Below are 19,110 nucleotides of genomic sequence, written 5' to 3'. Positions count from 1 at the left end.
ATCAAAATCTGGGATATCGCCACAGGCAAAGCGCTCGCCACCTTGAATGGGCATAGCAGTGAGGTCAAGAGCGTCGCCTTCAGCAGTGATGGGCAAAAGTTGGCTTCTGGCAGTACTGACAACACGATCAAAATCTGGGATATCGCCACAGGCAAAGCGCTCGCCACCTTGAATGGGCATAACAGTTGGGTCACGAGCGTCGCCTTCAGTCCTGATGGGCAAAAGTTGGCTTCTGGTAGTGATGACAAGACGATCAAAATCTGGGATATCACCACAGGCAAAGCGCTCGCCATCTTGAATAGGCACATTCCGGTCAATAGCGTCGCCTTCAGCAGTGATGGGCAAAAGTTGGCTTCTAGCAGTGTTGACAACACGATCAAAATCTGGGATATCGCCACAGGCAAAGTTATCAAGACCTTGAGTGGGCATAGCAGTATGGTCAATAGCGTCGCCTTCAGCAGTGATGGGCAAAAGTTGGCTTCTGGCAGTAATGACAACACAATCAAAATCTGGGATATCGCCACAGGCAAAGTTATCAAGACCTTGAGTGGGCATAGCAGTATGGTCAATAGCGTCGTCTTCAGCAACGATGGGCAAAAGTTGGCTTCTGCCAGTGATGACAAGACGATCAAAATCTGGGATATCACCACAGGCAAAGCCATCACCACCTTGAGTGGGCATAGCAGTGCGGTCAAGAGCGTCGCCTTCAGCAACGATGGGCAAAAGTTGGCTTCTGGCAGTGCTGACAAAACAATCAAAATCTGGGATTTAGATTTTAATAATTTATTACGCAGTGGTTGTGAATTGCTGAATTATTACCTAATTGCCCATCCGGAGGTTTTAGCAGATTTGCCAACCTGCCAAACTCCATCTCGGTTGCTGCAAGGGGCTACTGTGCTGGTAATTCAAGGTGAGAAGCTAGCCCAAAACGATGATGATATTGATGCAGCTATTGATAAGTTCCGCAAAGCACAGCAATGGGATAGTAGTTTAAAATTTGACCCCCAGGTGAAAGCACAAGAGTTTGCCAATAAAGGCAAAGCTAAACGCCAGCTTGCAGAAGGAGAGAAAATTGTGCAAGAGGGTAAGGTCAAGGAAGCAATAGCAGCTTACGCAGATGCTCAAAAGTTAGATCCAAAAATTGAAATTTCTGCTGATTCTTGGAACATACTATGCAGCCAAGGTAGTTTGCATAAACAAGCCGCCGATGTTATGTTTGCCTGTAACCAATCCGTAAAGCTTGCACCTGATAATGGCTATATTCGCGATCGCCGTGGCTTGGCGCGCGCATTAACAGGCGACTATCAAGGGGCAATTTCCGACTTTGAAGCCTACATCGCCCAGATTGAAGATAAAGATATCAGAGCTAGACGGCAACGCTGGATAAAAGACCTCAAAGCTGGTAAGAATCCCATTACAGATGATGAGCTGAAGCGCTTGCAGAATGAGTAAACTTGAGCCTTAGCGAATGAATGAGATTGTTGGTTAATGCGTGATGTGGGGATGACGGTTAGCCCTATACTTTTTGTATTTAAATATTGCGATTGCGGCGAGTCTTGATTTAATGTTAACTCCATCTTGGCAGAAACCAAAGTGCGATCGCTCTTCTATAAACTGCGTAGACGCAAAGCGGGGAAGCAGCTACCAATCTTTACTTAACACCAAGATTTGATGCGGAATTTAACTGCTTTCATTAGTAGATTCTAATTGGAGCTTAATCGTAAGTTATTAGCCGGACATGATATTACCCATAGCCTTAGATTGAGGAATATAAGGAAGAAATATAAAATAAGGTATATATAATTACTTACTAATTTATTCATCTCCAAGATTTCAAAATTTGTCTCAAGCTTTACTTTCTTGCTAATCAAGATAAATGGGTAAATTTCCAAAATCCTAGGGTTTTAGGAAGGTGGTTAAATTTTTTGCTTTATCATTATTTCTCAAGATACTCGACAAATCTGCTTAGAGGAATAGAAAGTTAAGCTCAAAGGCTTGTAAACTAAAAAAAGATTCCGGTAAATACCGAATAAAACCGTTAATTGCCGCTTACTTCTAAAAATGCCATTATGAGCAGCAATACGATCAGCCCTAAGATGCAGACAGATTCTCTGATCCAGCGATTTAATGAATTTAAATCTCCTCTGTGTGGTGAGTTCAGATTCGCGCTGAACAACATACTTTGTTGGACTCATCTTTTGCGACTGGGTCGGCTTGACCACAGCACCACAGTTCAGGCGTTTGAAGTCATTGAACACAATGCTAAACATCAAAGTCTACTGCTTGACAAACTACTAGACTGGCATCTCACTTCAGAAGTTACTAGCCAGTTACCGAACGTAGCTGACATTAACCAGCGATTTGAAGAATTTAAGTCGCCTTTATGTGTTGATATTAGGTTCGCTCTCAACAGCATACTGTGCTGGACTTATCTTTTTCGTTTGGGTCGGCTAGACAAAAGCACCACACTTAAAGCTTTTGAAGTCATTGAACACAATGCCAAACATCAAAATCAACTTATTGACCAGCTTCTAAACTGGCGTCTTACTCAAAACGACCTCTATCCTACTAGTAGTAATAAGCCGTCAAACAAAGATTTGAAATAGGCGTCGTCTCTCTACAAGTGACGCCTTTGGGCTTAAAAGTGGTATTGATGCTTATCCTACAAGCTGTTTGATTGACCGACAGCTACTAGAAACGGATAGACAATCCCTGGCTAAGCTAGCGGAGCAATAAAATCTTTAGTAATGTGGCGATCGCTTTTCTATATTCGCTTCTAACTAAACTATAAAGTCAGTGATATCTTGTGCTAGCTCCGAAATCGCACTGCGATCGCTACATTAGAAGATATACAAACAAAAATCATTATTGCCCATAGCGATCGGCAGCTCACACACAATCATGAATGCAAATGTTACTATTTCTCAGAATCCCCTACTTAAAGGCGCTGGCTTACCTCCCTTTACAGAAGTTAAACCAGAGCAAGTGGTACCAGCCTTTCAGCAGCTGCTAGCAGAACTTGATGCAGAGCTTGCCACTATAGAGGCTAATGTACAGCCTACTTGGAGTGGTTTAGTAGAACCGTTAGATAAACTGACAGAACGGTTGTCTTGGAGTTGGGGCATAGTGAACCATTTAATGGGTGTTAAGAATAGCCCCGAACTTCGTGAAGCTTTTGAAGCAGTACAACCAGAAGTAGTGCAGTTCATTACCAAGCTTGGTCAAAGTCAACCTGTGTACAATGCTTTTAAGGCTCTTCGTAGCAGTGATGCATGGAACAGTTTAGAAGCAGCCCAGCAAAGAATTGTAGAAGCTGCGATTCGGGATGCTGAACTTTCTGGTGTGGGCTTACAAGGGGAAGCACGGGAACGTTTCAACGCCATTCAAATGGAGTTGGCAGAACTTTCCACCAAATTTTCTAACCATGTACTAGATGCTACCAAAGCCTTTAGCTTAACCCTCACCAGCAAAGAAGAAATCGACGGCTTACCGCCAAGCTTACTCAGCCTAGCAGCACAAGCTGCCCGTGCTGCTGGAGAAGAAAACGCTACACCAGAAAATGGCCCTTGGCTCATCACTTTAGATTTTCCCAGTTACGGGCCTTTTATGCAGCACAGCACCCGTCGTGATTTACGCGAAAAGCTCTACAAAGCTTTCATCAGTCGTGCTGCTTCAGGAGATTTGGATAATAATCCCTTAATTAATCGCATTTTAGAATTGCGACAAGAACTGGCAAGTTTACTAGGCTTTCAAAATTTTGCTGAGTTGAGCCTAGCTAGTAAGATGGCTCCTAATGTTGAAGCAGTCGAAGCCTTACTAGAAGAACTGCGTCGCGTCAGTTATGATGCAGCCGTGAAAGATTTAGAAGCACTCAAAGCTTTTGCTTTGTCTAAGGAAGCAAAAGAGGCTGAGGATTTAAAACACTGGGATATTAGTTTTTGGGCAGAACGCCAGCGAGAAGAAAAGTTTGCTTTCACTGCTGAAGAATTACGTCCTTACTTCCCTCTCCACCAAGTACTAGATGGCTTATTTGGGTTGGTGAAACGGCTTTTTGGTGTTACCGTTACTCCTGCCGATGGTCAAGCTCCAGTATGGCATGAGGATGTGCGTTATTTTCAAATTGCTGATGAGACAAGTGCGCCTATCGCTTACTTCTACTTAGACCCCTACAGTCGCCCAGCAGAAAAACGCGGTGGTGCTTGGATGGATGTCTGCATTCATCGTGGCAAAACTAGTGAAAATGGTGCAACTAGTATCCGTTTACCTGTAGCATATTTGGTTTGTAATCAAACTCCCCCAATTGATGGCAAGCCCAGCTTGATGACTTTTAATGAAGTAGAAACCTTATTCCACGAGTTTGGTCATGGTTTGCACCACATGCTCACAAAGGTTGATTATACAGGGGCAGCGGGTATAAATAATGTCGAATGGGATGCCGTTGAACTACCCAGCCAGTTCATGGAAAACTGGTGCTATGAACGACCCACTTTGTTTGGGATGGCTAAACATTACGAAACTGGTGAATCTTTGCCAGAACATTACTATCAAAAGCTGATAGCGGCGCGCAATTATATGAGTGGTAGTGGGATGTTGCGACAACTCCACTTTAGCATTGTGGATTTAGAACTACACTCTCGCTATCGCCCTGGTGGTGATGAAACTCCAGCGGATGTTCGCCTTCGTATTGCCAAAACTACTACCGTTTTACCACCGCTACCAGAAGATGCTTTCTTATGTGCTTTTGGACATATTTTTGGCGGTGGTTATGCAGCCGGCTACTACAGTTACAAATGGGCTGAAGTTTTAAGTGCAGATGCTTTTGCTGCTTTTGAAGAAGCTGGACTAGAAAACGAAGAAGCTATCAAAATCACGGGTAGACGTTACCGGGATACAGTCCTGGCGCTTGGTGGTAGTAGACACCCAATGGAAGTGTTTAAAACCTTCCGGGGTCGTGAACCTAGTACCACGCCTTTGCTGCGACACAATGGTTTAGCAGCTACAGCTAGATAATCAGTAGCCGTTATCAACTGCGTAGAGCACGCTTGCAGAGGCCACAGAAAAACGGCGACCAATTTCGTGTCGCCGTGTCAATTTGACGAAAATGGTATCAGAAGATTTAGCGGCAGCTCTGTTAGATTTTACCAATGTAGAGAATTTGGTAGCTTAGTTGAATGGAGTAGAAGAGTAGAATAAGCGATCGCACTTTTATCACGGGCGATGAGTTATTTATCAAAAATTATTGCGAGTAGAATGGAATAAATAGAGGCGATCGTAAAATTCGAGCATTGCTTTGCAAGGCTTGCCATGAAAATTATATAGCCGGACTCGATATTATTCCCATTTTTCACAACTGGCTACAGAGACAACCCTTGCAACATAGATAAATCCGACTTTCTTAAGTAGATGAACAAAAATATTTACAGTCATTGCGGGCAGAGCGAAGCAATCCCAACCGTTGCGATTGCTTCATTACGCTTCGCTACATTCGCAATGACGTTGTGTAATTAATTATATATACCTACTTAATTACGAATTACTCTTTTGTGCCTTGCAAGCGCAAAAAATGTACCCGTCCTGACATATCCCCTGCAACAACTCTCACACCATCCGGTGCAACAGCACAGCAATATATTGGACTGTCTCCTGTGAAACTGGCAAGTAGTTCGCCAGTTTGCCAATCCCAGACTTTGAGGGTGTTGTCATAGGAACCAGAAATCACGTATTTGCCATCAGCACTCAGAGCGACTGCAAATACCCAGCTACTATGACCTTCAAGAGTCCGCAGTAGTTCGCCAGTTTGCCAATTCCATACTTTCAGAGTGAAGTCATCAGAAGCAGAAATCAAATACTTGCCATAAGCACTCAGAGCGACTGCATATACCGAGCTAGCATAACCTGCGAGAGTCCGTAGTAGTTTGCCAGTTTGCCAATTCCAAACTTTGAGGGTGGAGTCTCGAGAAACAGAAATCAAATACTTGCCATCTGGGGTGAGGGCAACTACATTTACATAGTCACTATGACCTTTTAGGGTACGCAGTAGTTCGCCAGTTTGCCAATTCCAAACTTTCAGAGTGGAGTCACAGGAACCAGAAATCACATATTTGCCATCTGGGGTGAGGATAAGTGCTTGTACCGAGCCAGTATGACTCTCCAGGGTATGTAGTTCTTCCCAAGCTTGCCAATTCCAGACTTTCAAGGTGGAGTCTTGAGAACCAGAAATCACATATTTGCCATCTGGGGTAAGGGCGATCGCTTTTACCCAGCTAGTATGACCTACGAAAGTCCGCAGTGGTTCGCCGGTTTGCCAATTCCAGACTTTGAGGGTGGAGTCTCGAGAACCAGAAATCAAATACTTGCCGTCTGGAGTGACAGTAACTACATTTACATCGTCACTATGAGCTGCCAGGGTACGCAGTGGTTCGCCGGTTTGCCAATTCCAAACTTTTAGGGTGTGGTCACCGGAACCAGAAATCAAATACTTGCCATCTGGAGTGAGAGTAACTACATTTACATCGTCACTATGAGCTGCCAGGGTACGTAGTGGTTCGCCGATTTGCCAATTCCAGACTTTTAGGGTGTGGTCACCAGAACCAGAAATCAAATACTTGCCATCTGGGGTAAGGGCGAGTGCATATACCCAGTCACTATGACCTTTTAGGGTACGCAGTGGTTCACCAGTTTGCCAATTCCAGATTTTCAAGGTGGAGTCACCGGAAGTAAAAATCACATATTTGCCATCTGGGGTAAGGGCGAGTGCATATACCGGGTCACTATGACCTTTTAGGGTACGCAGTTGTTCGCCAGTTTGCCAATTCCAAACTTTCAGAGTGGAGTCTCGAGAACCAGAAATCACATATTTGCCATCTGGGGTAAGGGCGAGTGCATATACCCAGTCACTATGACCTTTTAGGGTACGCAGTTGTTCACCAGTTTGCCAATCCCAGACTTTGAGGGTGTTGTCATAGGAAGCAGAAATCACGTACTTACCATCTGGGGTAAGGGCGAGTGCAGATACATAGGAAGTATGACCTACGAAAGTCCGCAGTGGTTCGCCGGTTTGCCAATTCCAGACTTTCAAGGTGGAGTCACTGGAAGCAAAAATCACATATTTGCCATCTGGGGCGAGTGCAGATACCCAGTCACTATGACCCGCCAGGGTACGCAGTTCTTCCCCGTTTTGCCAATTCCAGACTTTCAAGGTGGAGTCCTCGGAACCAGAAATCACGTACTTGCCATCTGGGGTGAGGGTGACGTTATTTCCCCTGCCACTATAACCCGTCAGGGTACGCAGTTCTTCACCGATTTGCCAATTCCAGACTTTCAAGGTGGAGTCCTCGGAACCAGAAATCATGTACTTGCCATCTGGGGTGAAAGCGACTGCCACTACCCAGCCACTATGACCCACTAGGGTACGTACTAAGGAGCCGCTAGGGGGAGTTAAGCTTGCTGTTTGCGGAAGCAGGTAAGGAGTTTTGCTTTGCTGCGCTTGGGTTAACAATGCCTGAATTTCTAAACCCTCAAAACCCAGCAAACGCCCTAATAATTGCCCTGGTAATTGCTGTTTATCTTGATTTAAAACATGTGCTGACAGCCGCAATGCACCTTGAATTAACTGTAAATTCTCATCTTCCAACAAAAAATCATAATCTGCTAGCAAAGCATTAATATCAGTGTTCTCCAACTTCGCTTGCAACCAGCGAAAATCACACAGCAGTTGTTGTAATTCTCTTTCCCTTGCCCCCGCCAGCAAGTGAGAGGCTAAATTTTGCAATATATAGCCGTCATTTTTTAAACTATGCCAGCCTCCTGGGTATTTTTCGCTGTAAGCATTTAACAGGCGATTGTGTAAAAACCCTATCCGCTCACCTTCCTTTACTGAGGTCGTATACTGCTTCCTCACATAATCAAACTGCAAGTCATGCAACCGCAAATTTCCGGCTTCATCCCGCAAAGCCAGAGATTTACTCACCAATTCATCAATGACATCTTGGGTATCAAACTCATCTAGCCCCAAGGGTTGCCAAAAAGTTTGCAAAACAGCTTCGGGTATGGGCGTATCCTCAGGAAATACCGCAAAATCTAAATATCGCTGTCGGCAATTCTCATCCAAAGCCTCCACACTAACAGCAATTGCCTTGAGTAAATCGGGATAAGGATAATCGGGAAACTGTTGTTTGATTTTCTCTAAATCAGCACTCCGCAGTTTTTCTAAAATATTCTGCCAGCGATTTGGCGGTTTAGAGCGCATCATCGCGCCCACCATTGCCAATGCTAAAGGTAAATACCCACATTCCCGCGCTACCTGCAAGGCGATATCATTTTGCGAGGTGGGGTGCAATATCTGCGGTTGATTTGCCCAATCTGCCAAAAGTGCTAACGCCTGTTGTGCATCTAAAACAGCAAGCTGATATTCTTCCCCTCCCAACCCCGTAATTATCGCTGCATCACGGCTGGTAACTAACATTTGACAGCGTTCTCCTAACACATCAAACGGTGTCGCATCATCCAAACGCCAAATATCATCCAAAATCAGCAAGCAAGCTTTCTCGGCAAACAACTCCCGCAACCGCGCTTTTGCCAATCCAATCTCGGTAAAAGCCGCTTGCTTGTCGCCCAACGCAGAGGCAAGATAGGATTGCCAAGTTAAAATCTGGGGCGTTTGTCCAAATGTTACCCAAAACACCCCATCCGGAAACGCCTTTCTAACTTCATCATCCCGCGCTAAGGCTGTAGCTAAGACTGTTTTGCCAATTCCGCCCATTCCTTGCACACCGACACGTCGACTTTTGCCTGTAATACCCACAGATTGTTTTGTTAGCGATAATACTTTGCGTTTTAAGGGTGCAAGTTCTTCCAGCCGGGGTAAGAAGTGCGGTGGTAACTCTGGGACATTGGTAAGATTTCCTAAAGGAACGTGATGGGGAGTTAAATTAGTTTTTTTTTAAGTTCAGGAATCGACTCGCCAGATACGCCAGCTAACGCGATCGCACTCCGCGCAATATTAAAAGCAAACTCCACAGGCGAACCAGAATCATATTCGGGATTGTAAGCTAGAAGCGCATCGTAAAATCCCACAACAAATTCAATCGCGGCTTTGTCTTGGATTTGATCGTTCATCCCAATTACATAATTAATCTGTTGGGCGATCGCATCTGCTTGGATTTCGGAGTAACAAGCATTCAACAGCACACATTCTACTTGATTAGAAAACTGTCCAAACAGCCCAGCTAATGCTTCTCCGGTAACTAGCTGTTCTTTTCCTGTTTCATCCTCAAAAGCTAATCCTTGTATCCCTGCACCATGTCCAGAAAAGTGGATAATATTTGGTCGATAATCCAAAATAGCGCGGCGAATATCCCTCGGACGGACTGCCAAATCATACCGCAGGTCAAAGTTCTCCCGATTTAGCGACCTTTGCAAACCTTCCTTAATATCACGCAATTCTTCATCGAGGCGCAATCGTGCCGTTAGCTTGGGATTAGCAGCTAATATCAGGATTTTCTGGGGTTTAATGGTCATTGCCAGCGTTGGGAGTTGCTGTTTTTAAGTATACATGGCGGGGATTGGGGTAGGAGAAATGAGAAAATAATGTTTGGCTTTCTTCTTTGCGTCTCTGCGCCTCTGCGTGAGATAAAAAACTAACCGCCGAGACGCAGAGGACGCCGAGTTTGAATTATGCAGTCAGTTGTCTGACTTGTTCGGCGGAATCTAGTTGTAATGCCGAAGCCACGATCGCCTCACACTCACCTATACTTAATTGGGCGATCGCTTGTTTCAAGATCGGTATCGCTTGGGGATTGACGCTCAATTCATCCAATCCCAAACCCAATAAAATCGCCGTAGCTGCGGAATCGGCTGCAAGTTCGCCACATAATCCTACCCAAATACCCGCCGCATGACCGGCTTGGACTGTTTGTTGTACCATCCGCAACACTGCTGGATGCAATGCATCTGTTAAATTTGCGACTTTGGGGTTATTGCGATCGCCTGCCATGACATACTGGCTAAGGTCATTTGTGCCGATACTAAAGAAGTCTACTTCAGCTGCTAATTGATCAGCGATCACCACGGCTGATGGCACTTCGACCATAATCCCTACTTCCATCGCTGCATCAAAAGGAATACCAGCTTGGCTAAGTTCCCCTTGTGCTTCATTTAAAATCGCCTTAGCTGCCCGTACCTCGGTGATAGTGGCAATCATCGGCAACATAATCTTAATATTGTGTCCGGTGCTAGCTCTTAAAATCGCCCGCAACTGCCTTTTGAATAAGTCTGGATGTTCCAAACAGAAGCGAATTCCGCGACAGCCGAGGAAGGGGTTAGTTTCTGGAACTCCTGGCTTGATATAAGGCAGTGGCTTATCACCACCGACATCTAAGGTACGGATAATTAACGGCTGTTGATCTAAAACTTGTGCGATCGCCTGGTATACTTCTAATTGCTCCTCTTCCGTCGGAGCACTTGTCTTACCTATATAAAGGAACTCTGTACGCAGTAGTCCTACTCCTTCTGCACCACTAGCTAAAGCCAATTGAACATCAGCTATGCTACCGATATTGGCAAACACATTTACTTGCCGACCATCACGGGTAATTGCTGGTTGATGTGCTTTGGCTAGTGCTTCCTGTTGAGTAGTTTGCCACGCTTCTCGCTTGGCTTCCAAGACAGTCAAAGTATCTGCTTCTGGTTGTACCCAAGCTTTACCACTCTCACCATCGAGTGCCATTATCGTTCCATCTTCGAGATACAATATCCCAGCATCTATGCCCAAGACGGCAGGAATCCCTAATGTCCGGGCAATAATTGCACTGTGAGATGTGGCACTACCGGAGGTTGTACAAATACCTAAGACTTTGCTGGGATCTAACCCAATCGTGTCCGAGGGAGTTAAATCAGTCGCCACTAAAATAGCTGGTTCAGTTAGTTCCAAGGAATTTGCTGATGTTCCCGTTAGCAAGCGCAGCACCCGTTGTCCGACATCGACAACATCCTCTACTCTTTCTTGCAGGTAAGCATCTTCTAATTTGTGGTAGCTAGACGCCACCTCATCCACAACAGCTTGCCAAGCGACTTCTGCATTGAGATGGTGTTCGTAAATGCGCTGGCGAACTGCTTCTAGCAGTACAGGATCTTCTAAAAACAGTAGATGGGCAACAAAAATCGCGGCTTCCGCATCACCAATTTGAATAGATGCTTGCGAAAATAATGTCTGAATTTGCTGTCTGGCGGTTTCTATCGCTGTTTGTAAACGTTGCCACTCAGATTCAATACTTTCTACGTGATATTCTGTAGGCATAACAGCAGCAGGTTGATAATGAACCACAGGTGCGATCGCAACTCCTGGGGAAGCTGCAATTCCTGAAAGTTCGCCATGAGTAGCTGGAGTAAGGTTCTCTATGGCTGGTTGTAATTCTAAAATAGAATCATCTTCGCCAAAATTATTGGCGATTAATGCCTCCAAAGCAGCCAACGCTTGATCGGCATCAGCACCAGTAGCAGTAATTATTAACTCGTGTCCTTGACGTACTCCTAAAGTTGCTACTTGGTTAATACTGTCACCCCGGACTTTATTTGTACTTTTGGTAATATTCTGTACCTGTATTTGGGATTGAAATTTAGCGGCTGTGGTGACAAATTGAGCCGCAGGACGAGCGTGTAATCCTAGGCGGTTGCTAACAGTTAGCCGAATTTCTTTGGTTGATGATTCAGGATGAGTTGAGGAAGTAACTGATGGTGGACTGTTGTCTATTCCTAGTAAAGTAGCTTTTGCAACTAATGCCGACCGTGCTTCCGCTATGACTTGCTGAATATTATGACCTGCTGCGGCTGCAACTACAGCTGCGATCGCACCTTCTACCAGAGGTGCTTCACATAAATGAACTTTTTCCCTTTGTTCTAGCGAAAGGAACTCTAATGCCATTTCTGCACTCATCAACGCACTACCCAGATCCATTAACACCAGAACACCATCATTACTGAAGATAGAGGCGATCGCCTCATAAACCTGCATTGGATCTGTACCGAATGGATTTTCAGGATCTTCAATCCCTGCTGCAACAGCCAGGGAGACTTTACCCTGAACCATTTGCATTGCAAGTTCTTGTACACCAAGCGCTAGTTGTTTACTGTGAGAAACAATAACAATTCCGATCACGGCAGCACCATCAACTCTGTTGAGAGGCTATTGCTGAGCTATTTAGCAGTTCATTCTTCCATTTTGTACCACTAAAAACAGCCTTGATTTCAAAATTGCAATATTGCTATGGACAAGTCGGATTCTGTCGTGAATGAGACAATTAAAGAAATTCTCAAGATTAAGAATAAAAATTGCAATCGCAGTTGCTCAAAACCCTTTATTATAGTATTTATGTACTATACAATTAGGAAGACTTTTTTAATTTTGAATTCCGCAAAGTGGTACTACTCTTGTAATTTCCTTGTTTCTTGTTCCCCGTTTCCTATATTGATTGAGTAAGTTCATAAATCAAATCGGATTACTATATTAATGAATAACTTATGATTGGGATTTACAGAATTGGTCTGACCCCTGTTACTGCGATCGCCCGACTACCAATAAAATGACTTTTGTTACTAGAATTTCTCAAGCTGTTTGAATGCTGCTAGTAAATTCTAAGAGGCTAGCGTAACATAGGCTCCACCGATAGCCATAACATTTCAGCTTTCCCAGTAAAATTTAGATACTTTATTTCAAATACTGATTTTTGAGACTTTTATTCAGCTTATCAATCAATATGGCTGCTGATTTTTACTCTGATATAGCAATCCTAAATTATGCGTGAACAATGTATGTCTATTGCCAAATTCCAAGAGTTAAGTTCATAAATCAAATATGAGTGCTATAGTTGTCCTGATTCCGAGGACACCTTTAGATAAACCAACACCTTTGACTTGCGGGTGTTTTCTTGACAGTTTACATAGATTTATTTAAATTCACCTAATTATAAAATCTCACCACTAAAGTTGTGGAAGTGTCAAAATTAATCAAGTGAGAATTTTAAGGTTATGTCACCCTTAGTTACATATACCCGGCAGCCCTGGGCTGAAAATTACAGTGAAATCATTGATGTTCGTTCGCCTAGCGAATTTATAGAAGATCACATCCCTGGTGCGATTAATTTACCAGTCTTGAATGATGCCGAACGCGCTGAAGTCGGAACAATTTATAAACAAGTTTGCCCCTTCACTGCCCGAAAAATTGGTGCTGCTTTAGTATCTAGAAATATCTACCAGCATCTCAGTCAACATTTTGCCGCTAAAGATAAAGACTACCGTCCTTTAATTTACTGCTGGCGGGGTGGGCAGCGTTCAGGTAGCATGGCTTTGGTGCTGACGCAGATTGGTTGGCGAGTCACTGTCATTGATGGCGGATACAAGACTTATCGTGCTTATGTACGCCAGCAGCTAGAAAACCTGCCAGAAAAATTTACATATCGGATGTTGTGCGGTTTAACTGGCAGTGGTAAGACTTACATTTTAGATAAGATCGGTCAGCGTGACGCTCAAGTTTTAGACTTGGAAAGCTTAGCGAATCATCGCGGTTCTCTGTTGGGTGGAGAATTGCAAGGAAACCTTTCATACCAACCCTCACAAAAATACTTTGAAACTCTGCTATTACAAAAACTGCAAAGTTTCGCTCCTCATCAACCAGTGTGGATAGAATCTGAAAGTAGCAAAATTGGGCGAGTCTATTTGCCTCAGTCTTTATGGAATAAGATGAGACAGGCTAGTTGTGTAGAAATTCAACTACCAATAGCAGCTAGAGTCCAGTTTCTTTTACAAGAATATACTCATTTAGTGGCTCATCCCGATATCTTAAAACAGAAACTGGAGAAACTTAAATATCGCTGTGGTTGGGAAAAATTAAGTCAGTGGTATCAGTTCATTGATACTGGAGCTTGGGAAACATTAGTACAAGATTTATTGGATTGTTATTACGATCCAATATATAAACGCTCAATTAAGAGCTACTTTAATAAAGCTGAAAGGGTATTACATATTTCAGATTTCTCTGATAGTAGCATTGATGCTTTGTTAGATTCTTTACTACCAAATTATGTATCCCTAAAATGAGAATATGTTAACGGATAGTGTAATGGATGGTTGCCATAATAATCATCCACCCGATTTATTTAGATTCAATAGCTTGGCTAAACGCTGAAGAAAACTAAAATTATAATAGAAAAATATCATTTTATATCAAACCATAAGCTAACATACTGGTTTTTAGATAATTATCAATTTATTTTTTAATTTCCGTTATCTTTATAATGATTTTTTCAAATATTTTTTTTAGACGTTGCTGCTTTCATAACTTTAGATATAGCAGGAGTCATAATCCTGATAATAATTTGTTACTAATCGCCAACTTGTGAAGAAATCTTATTTGGTTTTATTGGATTACTACGCTAGTTGGCAGCGAGTTCGGTAGTGATTTTGGCTATACCTAACTTGTTATGCTAAATTAGCAGTTTGGCAGAGGGAAAGGGGAACATAGGAAAAAGGTAATAGTAAGAAATAATGTGAGAAAAATAGCACATTTTCCCATAATGGTGGCATTTTAACTTTAGCAAAAGGTTACAAAAAAATAAATTACTGACAACATGTATATACACTATTGCTAATAGAGATTTTGGGCGATAAAGCCTTGGAATTTTATTAAGTCAAAGCTTAAATATGAAGATTTATCAAGAACATGCGTGGCCCCATAACCTAGAAGAAGCGATCGCAATCCAAGAAAAATTGCGAAATCAGATAATTACACAAGATCAACTGCAAGAACCTGTCCAATATGTTGCGGGAGTGGACATGGGCTTTGAAGCTGATGGTACGATTAGCCGTGCAGCAGTCGCCGTTCTGAGTTTCCCCCACTTGCAAGTAGTTGAGACTACCCTAGCGCGCCGTCCTACCACTTTTCCTTATATTCCGGGCTTCCTCTCATTTCGAGAAATCCCAGCTGTACTTGATGCTCTAGAAAAAGTTACAATCATGCCCAACCTGATTCTGTGTGATGGTCAAGGAATCGCCCATCCCCGCAGACTTGGCATAGCTAGCCATCTAGGGTTGCTTATAGATATACCAACAATCGGGGTAGCAAAATCCTTACTAATTGGCAAGTATGACGAAGTACCAGAAGCAAAAGGTAGTTACCAACCGCTAATACATAAGGGTGAAACAATTGGTGCAGTTTTACGCACGCGCACAGGAGTCAAGCCGTTGTATATTTCTAGTGGTCATCGAGTTAGTTTACCTACAGCAATTGACTACGTATTGCGTTGCACAACTAAATATAGACTGCCAGAAACTACACGGATTGCAGATAAGTTAGCATCTTCGAGATAAAAAGAAGATGAGATATATTTTTTTGTTTGAAGATTTTTCTAAACACTTGCTTGCTCCTGCCCAATCGTGTTAGGAATCGCACAGAAAGGAGTTGAAGTAACTAAATAAAAGTTACTAAGTTAGAACGATGAATGCACTAACTTTACAGTGGCACGATGCAGGGCAAGATAGAACTCAGAACATTTACGAACAACAACCAAGCAAAAATCCTGGCACTGTCCGCATCGGTCGAGATCCACTCCGGTGCGACATTGTTGTCAGTAACCCAACCGTATCTGGGCTGCACGTAGAAATCTTTTTTCACCCCCAGCAGCAAAGCTTTTATATCCGAAACCTGCGATCGCAAAATCCCCCATTAGTTGATAGACAACAACTAGTCCAAGGTGAATTACCGTTAAGAGAAGGCAGCATTATCCATTTAGGGCAAATGGAAGTCAAAATCACTGCTGTTTCCATTAACAGTATTCCAGCAACAATTTTGACACCACCAATCCCACCAATAGGAAGCATCCATCCCACCAGACCACCAATCAACCAGCAGCCACAGGTGCAAATTAGACATCACCAACATCCACCAACACCCGCTGCACTACCGCCAGGAATTTATGGCTTAGAGTGCCCCAAATGTCATAAAGTCTCCCCCCCTGAGAATCTGCAAGTTGGCTGTCCTTGGTGTGGAACATCCTTAGCCGCAGCCGTTAGTGTGCTGGTTGCACCTAATCATTGAAGGGATGAGGAAGGAAGTGTGGGGGGACAAATAACCAATGACCAATGACCAATGACAAATGACAAACTTACAAATTCAATTGAGTTGGGATGATCCAGCTACGGGAGAACGACGAGAACCAAGGTTGAGTGTACCCATTGCCTTTGGTCGAGAATTTGCGCGCTTACCAAGCGAACTGAGAGGAGAGCGTGTCACGCGGATGCTGCTCAATAGTAATGAAGTTTCTCGCTACCATGCTCTGATTGATTGGGAACAAAACCAGCTAGTAGTGAGCGATCAAGGTAGTGTCAACGGTGTATTTGTCAACGGACAACGACAAACACGCAGCGTTTTAGCTAACGGTGACACGGTACAAATTGGTCCCTATATGATCGCAGTCACCTTTAGTATCAATGCACCTGCACCAGTTACTAGCCCTCCTTCAACAATTCACTTTAATCCCAATACCAATCTCCCAGATCCTAGTTTGCCTGCTGCTCCAGCTGTAACACCAGTCGGTAGCAATTTTCCGCCACCAGCATTTCAGCTACAGCAGGTAGTTGTGCAAGCGCTTCACGCTACAGGCTTGCCTGTGGATGAATGTGATTATCTCGCAGTTGGGGCAGGGCTGGGTAGCTTTATCTGGACAGATTTACTGCGACTTAGCGGTGTTCGTGCTGACAAAATTGTGGCTTTGGGATTAGAAGCAGAGCCTTACGCGCGTTATAAGCGCCTCTGTTTGAATTCGCAAATTCCTTTATATGAAAGATTAAGGTCTAATTCTGACTCCTGTCCTGACAACATTTGGGGCTGGCCTAGCTATGCTTTAAGAGAAGCTTGGCATGACTTTACTCAAGGTAAGCCCAACTCAGCATTTAGATATTTATGGCAAGTGTTTGCTGAACCAACTTTTGTAGATACTTATACTCCCCGTGCAGGTAATGTTTTTAATTCTATTGACCGGGAAGGAAAGCGTATTGGCTGGCAACAAATATATCGTTATGGACGAGTTAGGGCAATTCGCAAAACTGAGGATGGGAGATATTGTGTAGCCTATTCTCGCGGTCCGAGAAATTATGCTTTTTTAATTACACGTTATTTGCACTTGGCAACAGGCTATCCAGCCATTCAGTTTTTGCCAGATTTACAAGCTTATAGAGAAAAATATCAAGACTTTAAAGCTGTTGTGAATGCTTATGAGGAACACGATCATGTTTATCAGCAGCTAGAGCAACAGGGTGGTACTGTGTTACTGCGAGGGCGGGGAATTGTGGCTTCGCGGATTGTCCAGCGAATTTATGAAGCGCGCAAGAAAAATCGGAATATTACAGTTTTGCACTTAATGCGATCGCCTAAACCTCAAGGCAACAAATTCCAAAAAGCCACGCGGTTAGTGAAAAATCATTACGAATTCCAGCCTTTTAACTGGCCTAAAGCTTGTTGGGGCGGTGAATTGCGGGTAATGCTAGAAAAAGCTAGTCCCGATGAACGCAAAAGCCTACTAGCAGACTGGGGTGGCACTACTACCGCCGATCGCCACGACTGGCAATATATTACCGAACAAGGTTTAAGAGAAGGCTGGTATCAAATTACTTTTGGTGAAGTGCTGGGTGTGGAACAGGGTAGCCAAAACCGAACTATTACCCATATCCGCGAAAAGGGACTAGGAGAAATGAAACTGGAGGCTGACTTTATTGTTGATGCCACTGGCTTAGATGCCAAAGTACAGACCAATCCCCTCTTAGATGACTTGGTGAAACATTACAATCTGCCACTTAATCACCTGGGGCGGTTGGTTGTGGCGAACAATTTTGAGTTAGTAGAAATGCGTAACACTAAAGGTCAAATGTATGCTGCTGGGGCAATTACTCTCGGTGGTCCTTATGCCGCAGTTGATAGTTTCTTCGGCTTACAGTATGCCGCATTAGTCGCCGTTGATGGACTTGCTGCTACCCGTGCCCCTGGAGTGCAGCGTTTGAATACCCTAAGTTCTTTTAGCCAGTGGTTGAAGTGGGTATTTAATCAGCCTCCCACTTAGTGACAAGTTTTGAGTGCTGAGTGGACAAAAATGGAGATGAAATCATTGCACAGTAGTCAGTTAACAGTGACTTGAAACTACAGAGTTTTGCGCTTGTGGTTTAACTGATAACTCAGTACTCGTGGCTCAGGACTGAGAACTGTTTTGGTGACAGCTAACAAAACTATAGGCGATCGCCCACCATTAATTTATGAAACCTGAGAATTCCCATAATCCATTCCTCAAGCTCAAAGTTCGTAATTTATTTGTGCGGGGTTTACTATTATCACTTGGTTTTGGTATTGCCTTAGGGGTTCTTCAAGGAATTATTGGTGTCAAATTTAACGCTCAAATCGTAACATTAATCCTCTATATTTTGATTTTTGGATTCCTTTGCCTTTGGTCACTAGAAGACTTCGACCGCTTTGGAATTGACATGAAATATGTAGTCGGACGAGTACCAAACAGGCATAAATGGCTGCCGATGGTCGGGTTAGTGTTATTGATTATTCTGTTTTCACTCAGCGCCTACTTGGTGTCATTTTATTTACTCTCATTGGCAGCACCTACTTTTGTAGAAAGTGTTATGCGCCAAGTTGCCACCAGTCCATCTGCTCGCACTACTTCACCACCGTTTTATAATCTGCTAGCAGCAATCGTATACATAGTAGTCGCGCCAATTACCGAAGAATTTCTCTTTCGAGGTATTATATTGCAACGCTGGGCAAGCAAATGGGGTATTCAAACTGCCTTAGTTGTTTCTGGGCTATTGTTTGGAATTTTACATGCAAATGTCTTAGGATTGACGCTTTTTGGCATCATCATGGGGGTTTTGTATATCAAAACCCGCACGCTCATTGTACCGATCGCCTGTCATGCGTTCAACAATTCCCTAGCAGTAGGAATGGGGTTGTTATCCAGTGGTTCAAAAACTACTACTTCAGCAGCGAACCTTTTAGAACAATTACGTTCTAAGTAAGTAGGCACGAAAAAACCAAACTATGTGAAGATAAGTAAATACGGAGAA

11 protein-coding genes and 1 pseudogene are annotated in these 19,110 nt (G+C 43.5%); 9 read left to right on the top strand and 3 right to left on the bottom strand.

Annotated elements, in window-relative coordinates; translation table 11 throughout:
* Positions 1 to 42: 42 nt before the first annotated feature.
* The 4 genes and pseudogenes from BV375_RS37925 to BV375_RS01440 all read left to right on the top strand — a co-directional run.
* Positions 43 to 587: pseudogene (locus BV375_RS37925) on the top strand (WD40 repeat domain-containing protein); the annotation flags it as partial.
* Between the two features lie 82 nt (positions 588 to 669).
* Positions 670 to 1,452, top strand: coding sequence for a hypothetical protein (locus BV375_RS37920; protein WP_243713807.1), 783 nt, complete (start codon positions 670 to 672; stop codon positions 1,450 to 1,452).
* 617 nt (positions 1,453 to 2,069) lie between these two features.
* Complete coding sequence (locus tag BV375_RS01445; protein WP_143841940.1) at positions 2,070 to 2,606, top strand: hypothetical protein; 537 nt, start codon at positions 2,070 to 2,072, stop codon at positions 2,604 to 2,606.
* Positions 2,607 to 2,901: 295 nt separating this feature from the next.
* Complete coding sequence (locus BV375_RS01440) at positions 2,902 to 5,010, top strand: M3 family metallopeptidase (RefSeq protein WP_086756500.1); 2,109 nt, start codon at positions 2,902 to 2,904, stop codon at positions 5,008 to 5,010.
* Between the two features lie 523 nt (positions 5,011 to 5,533).
* Here the strand turns inward: BV375_RS01440 and BV375_RS01435 are convergent.
* The 3 genes from BV375_RS01435 to ptsP all read right to left on the bottom strand — a co-directional run bounded on the left by BV375_RS01435 (position 5,534) and on the right by ptsP (position 12,154).
* Positions 5,534 to 8,803, bottom strand: coding sequence for an NB-ARC domain-containing protein (locus BV375_RS01435; RefSeq protein ID WP_086756498.1), 3,270 nt, complete (start codon positions 8,801 to 8,803; stop codon positions 5,534 to 5,536).
* Positions 8,804 to 8,925: 122 nt separating this feature from the next.
* Positions 8,926 to 9,519: a CHAT domain-containing protein gene (locus BV375_RS01430; protein WP_086756496.1), complete on the bottom strand. Its 594-nt coding sequence runs from the start codon at positions 9,517 to 9,519 to the stop codon at positions 8,926 to 8,928.
* A gap of 154 nt (positions 9,520 to 9,673) precedes the next feature.
* Entirely contained in the window at positions 9,674 to 12,154 is a 2,481-nt protein-coding gene (ptsP, locus tag BV375_RS01425) for a phosphoenolpyruvate--protein phosphotransferase (protein ID WP_086756492.1), read from the bottom strand.
* Between the two features lie 869 nt (positions 12,155 to 13,023).
* Between ptsP and mnmH the strand changes: the two genes are divergently transcribed.
* From mnmH to BV375_RS01400, 5 genes are all read left to right on the top strand, one after another.
* On the top strand, positions 13,024 to 14,091 hold the full coding sequence (gene mnmH, locus BV375_RS01420; protein ID WP_086756490.1) for a tRNA 2-selenouridine(34) synthase MnmH: 1,068 nt from the start codon (positions 13,024 to 13,026) through the stop codon (positions 14,089 to 14,091).
* Positions 14,092 to 14,694: 603 nt separating this feature from the next.
* On the top strand, positions 14,695 to 15,360 hold the full coding sequence (nfi, locus tag BV375_RS01415; RefSeq protein WP_086756488.1) for a deoxyribonuclease V: 666 nt from the start codon (positions 14,695 to 14,697) through the stop codon (positions 15,358 to 15,360).
* A 127-nt stretch (positions 15,361 to 15,487) separates the two neighbouring features.
* Positions 15,488 to 16,087, top strand: a complete 600-nt coding sequence (locus BV375_RS01410; RefSeq protein WP_086756486.1) for an FHA domain-containing protein — start codon at positions 15,488 to 15,490, stop codon at positions 16,085 to 16,087.
* Between the two features lie 58 nt (positions 16,088 to 16,145).
* Positions 16,146 to 18,104, top strand: a complete 1,959-nt coding sequence (locus BV375_RS01405; protein WP_086756483.1) for an FHA domain-containing protein — start codon at positions 16,146 to 16,148, stop codon at positions 18,102 to 18,104.
* 190 nt (positions 18,105 to 18,294) lie between these two features.
* Positions 18,295 to 19,062, top strand: a complete 768-nt coding sequence (locus BV375_RS01400) for a CPBP family intramembrane glutamic endopeptidase (RefSeq protein WP_086756481.1) — start codon at positions 18,295 to 18,297, stop codon at positions 19,060 to 19,062.
* The last annotated feature ends 48 nt before the right edge of the window (positions 19,063 to 19,110 follow it).

It is taken from the genome of Nostoc sp. 106C, from assembly GCF_002154725.1.
Lineage (GTDB): Bacteria > Cyanobacteriota > Cyanobacteriia > Cyanobacteriales > Nostocaceae > Aulosira.
This window is presented reverse-complemented; position numbering and strand designations above follow the sequence as displayed.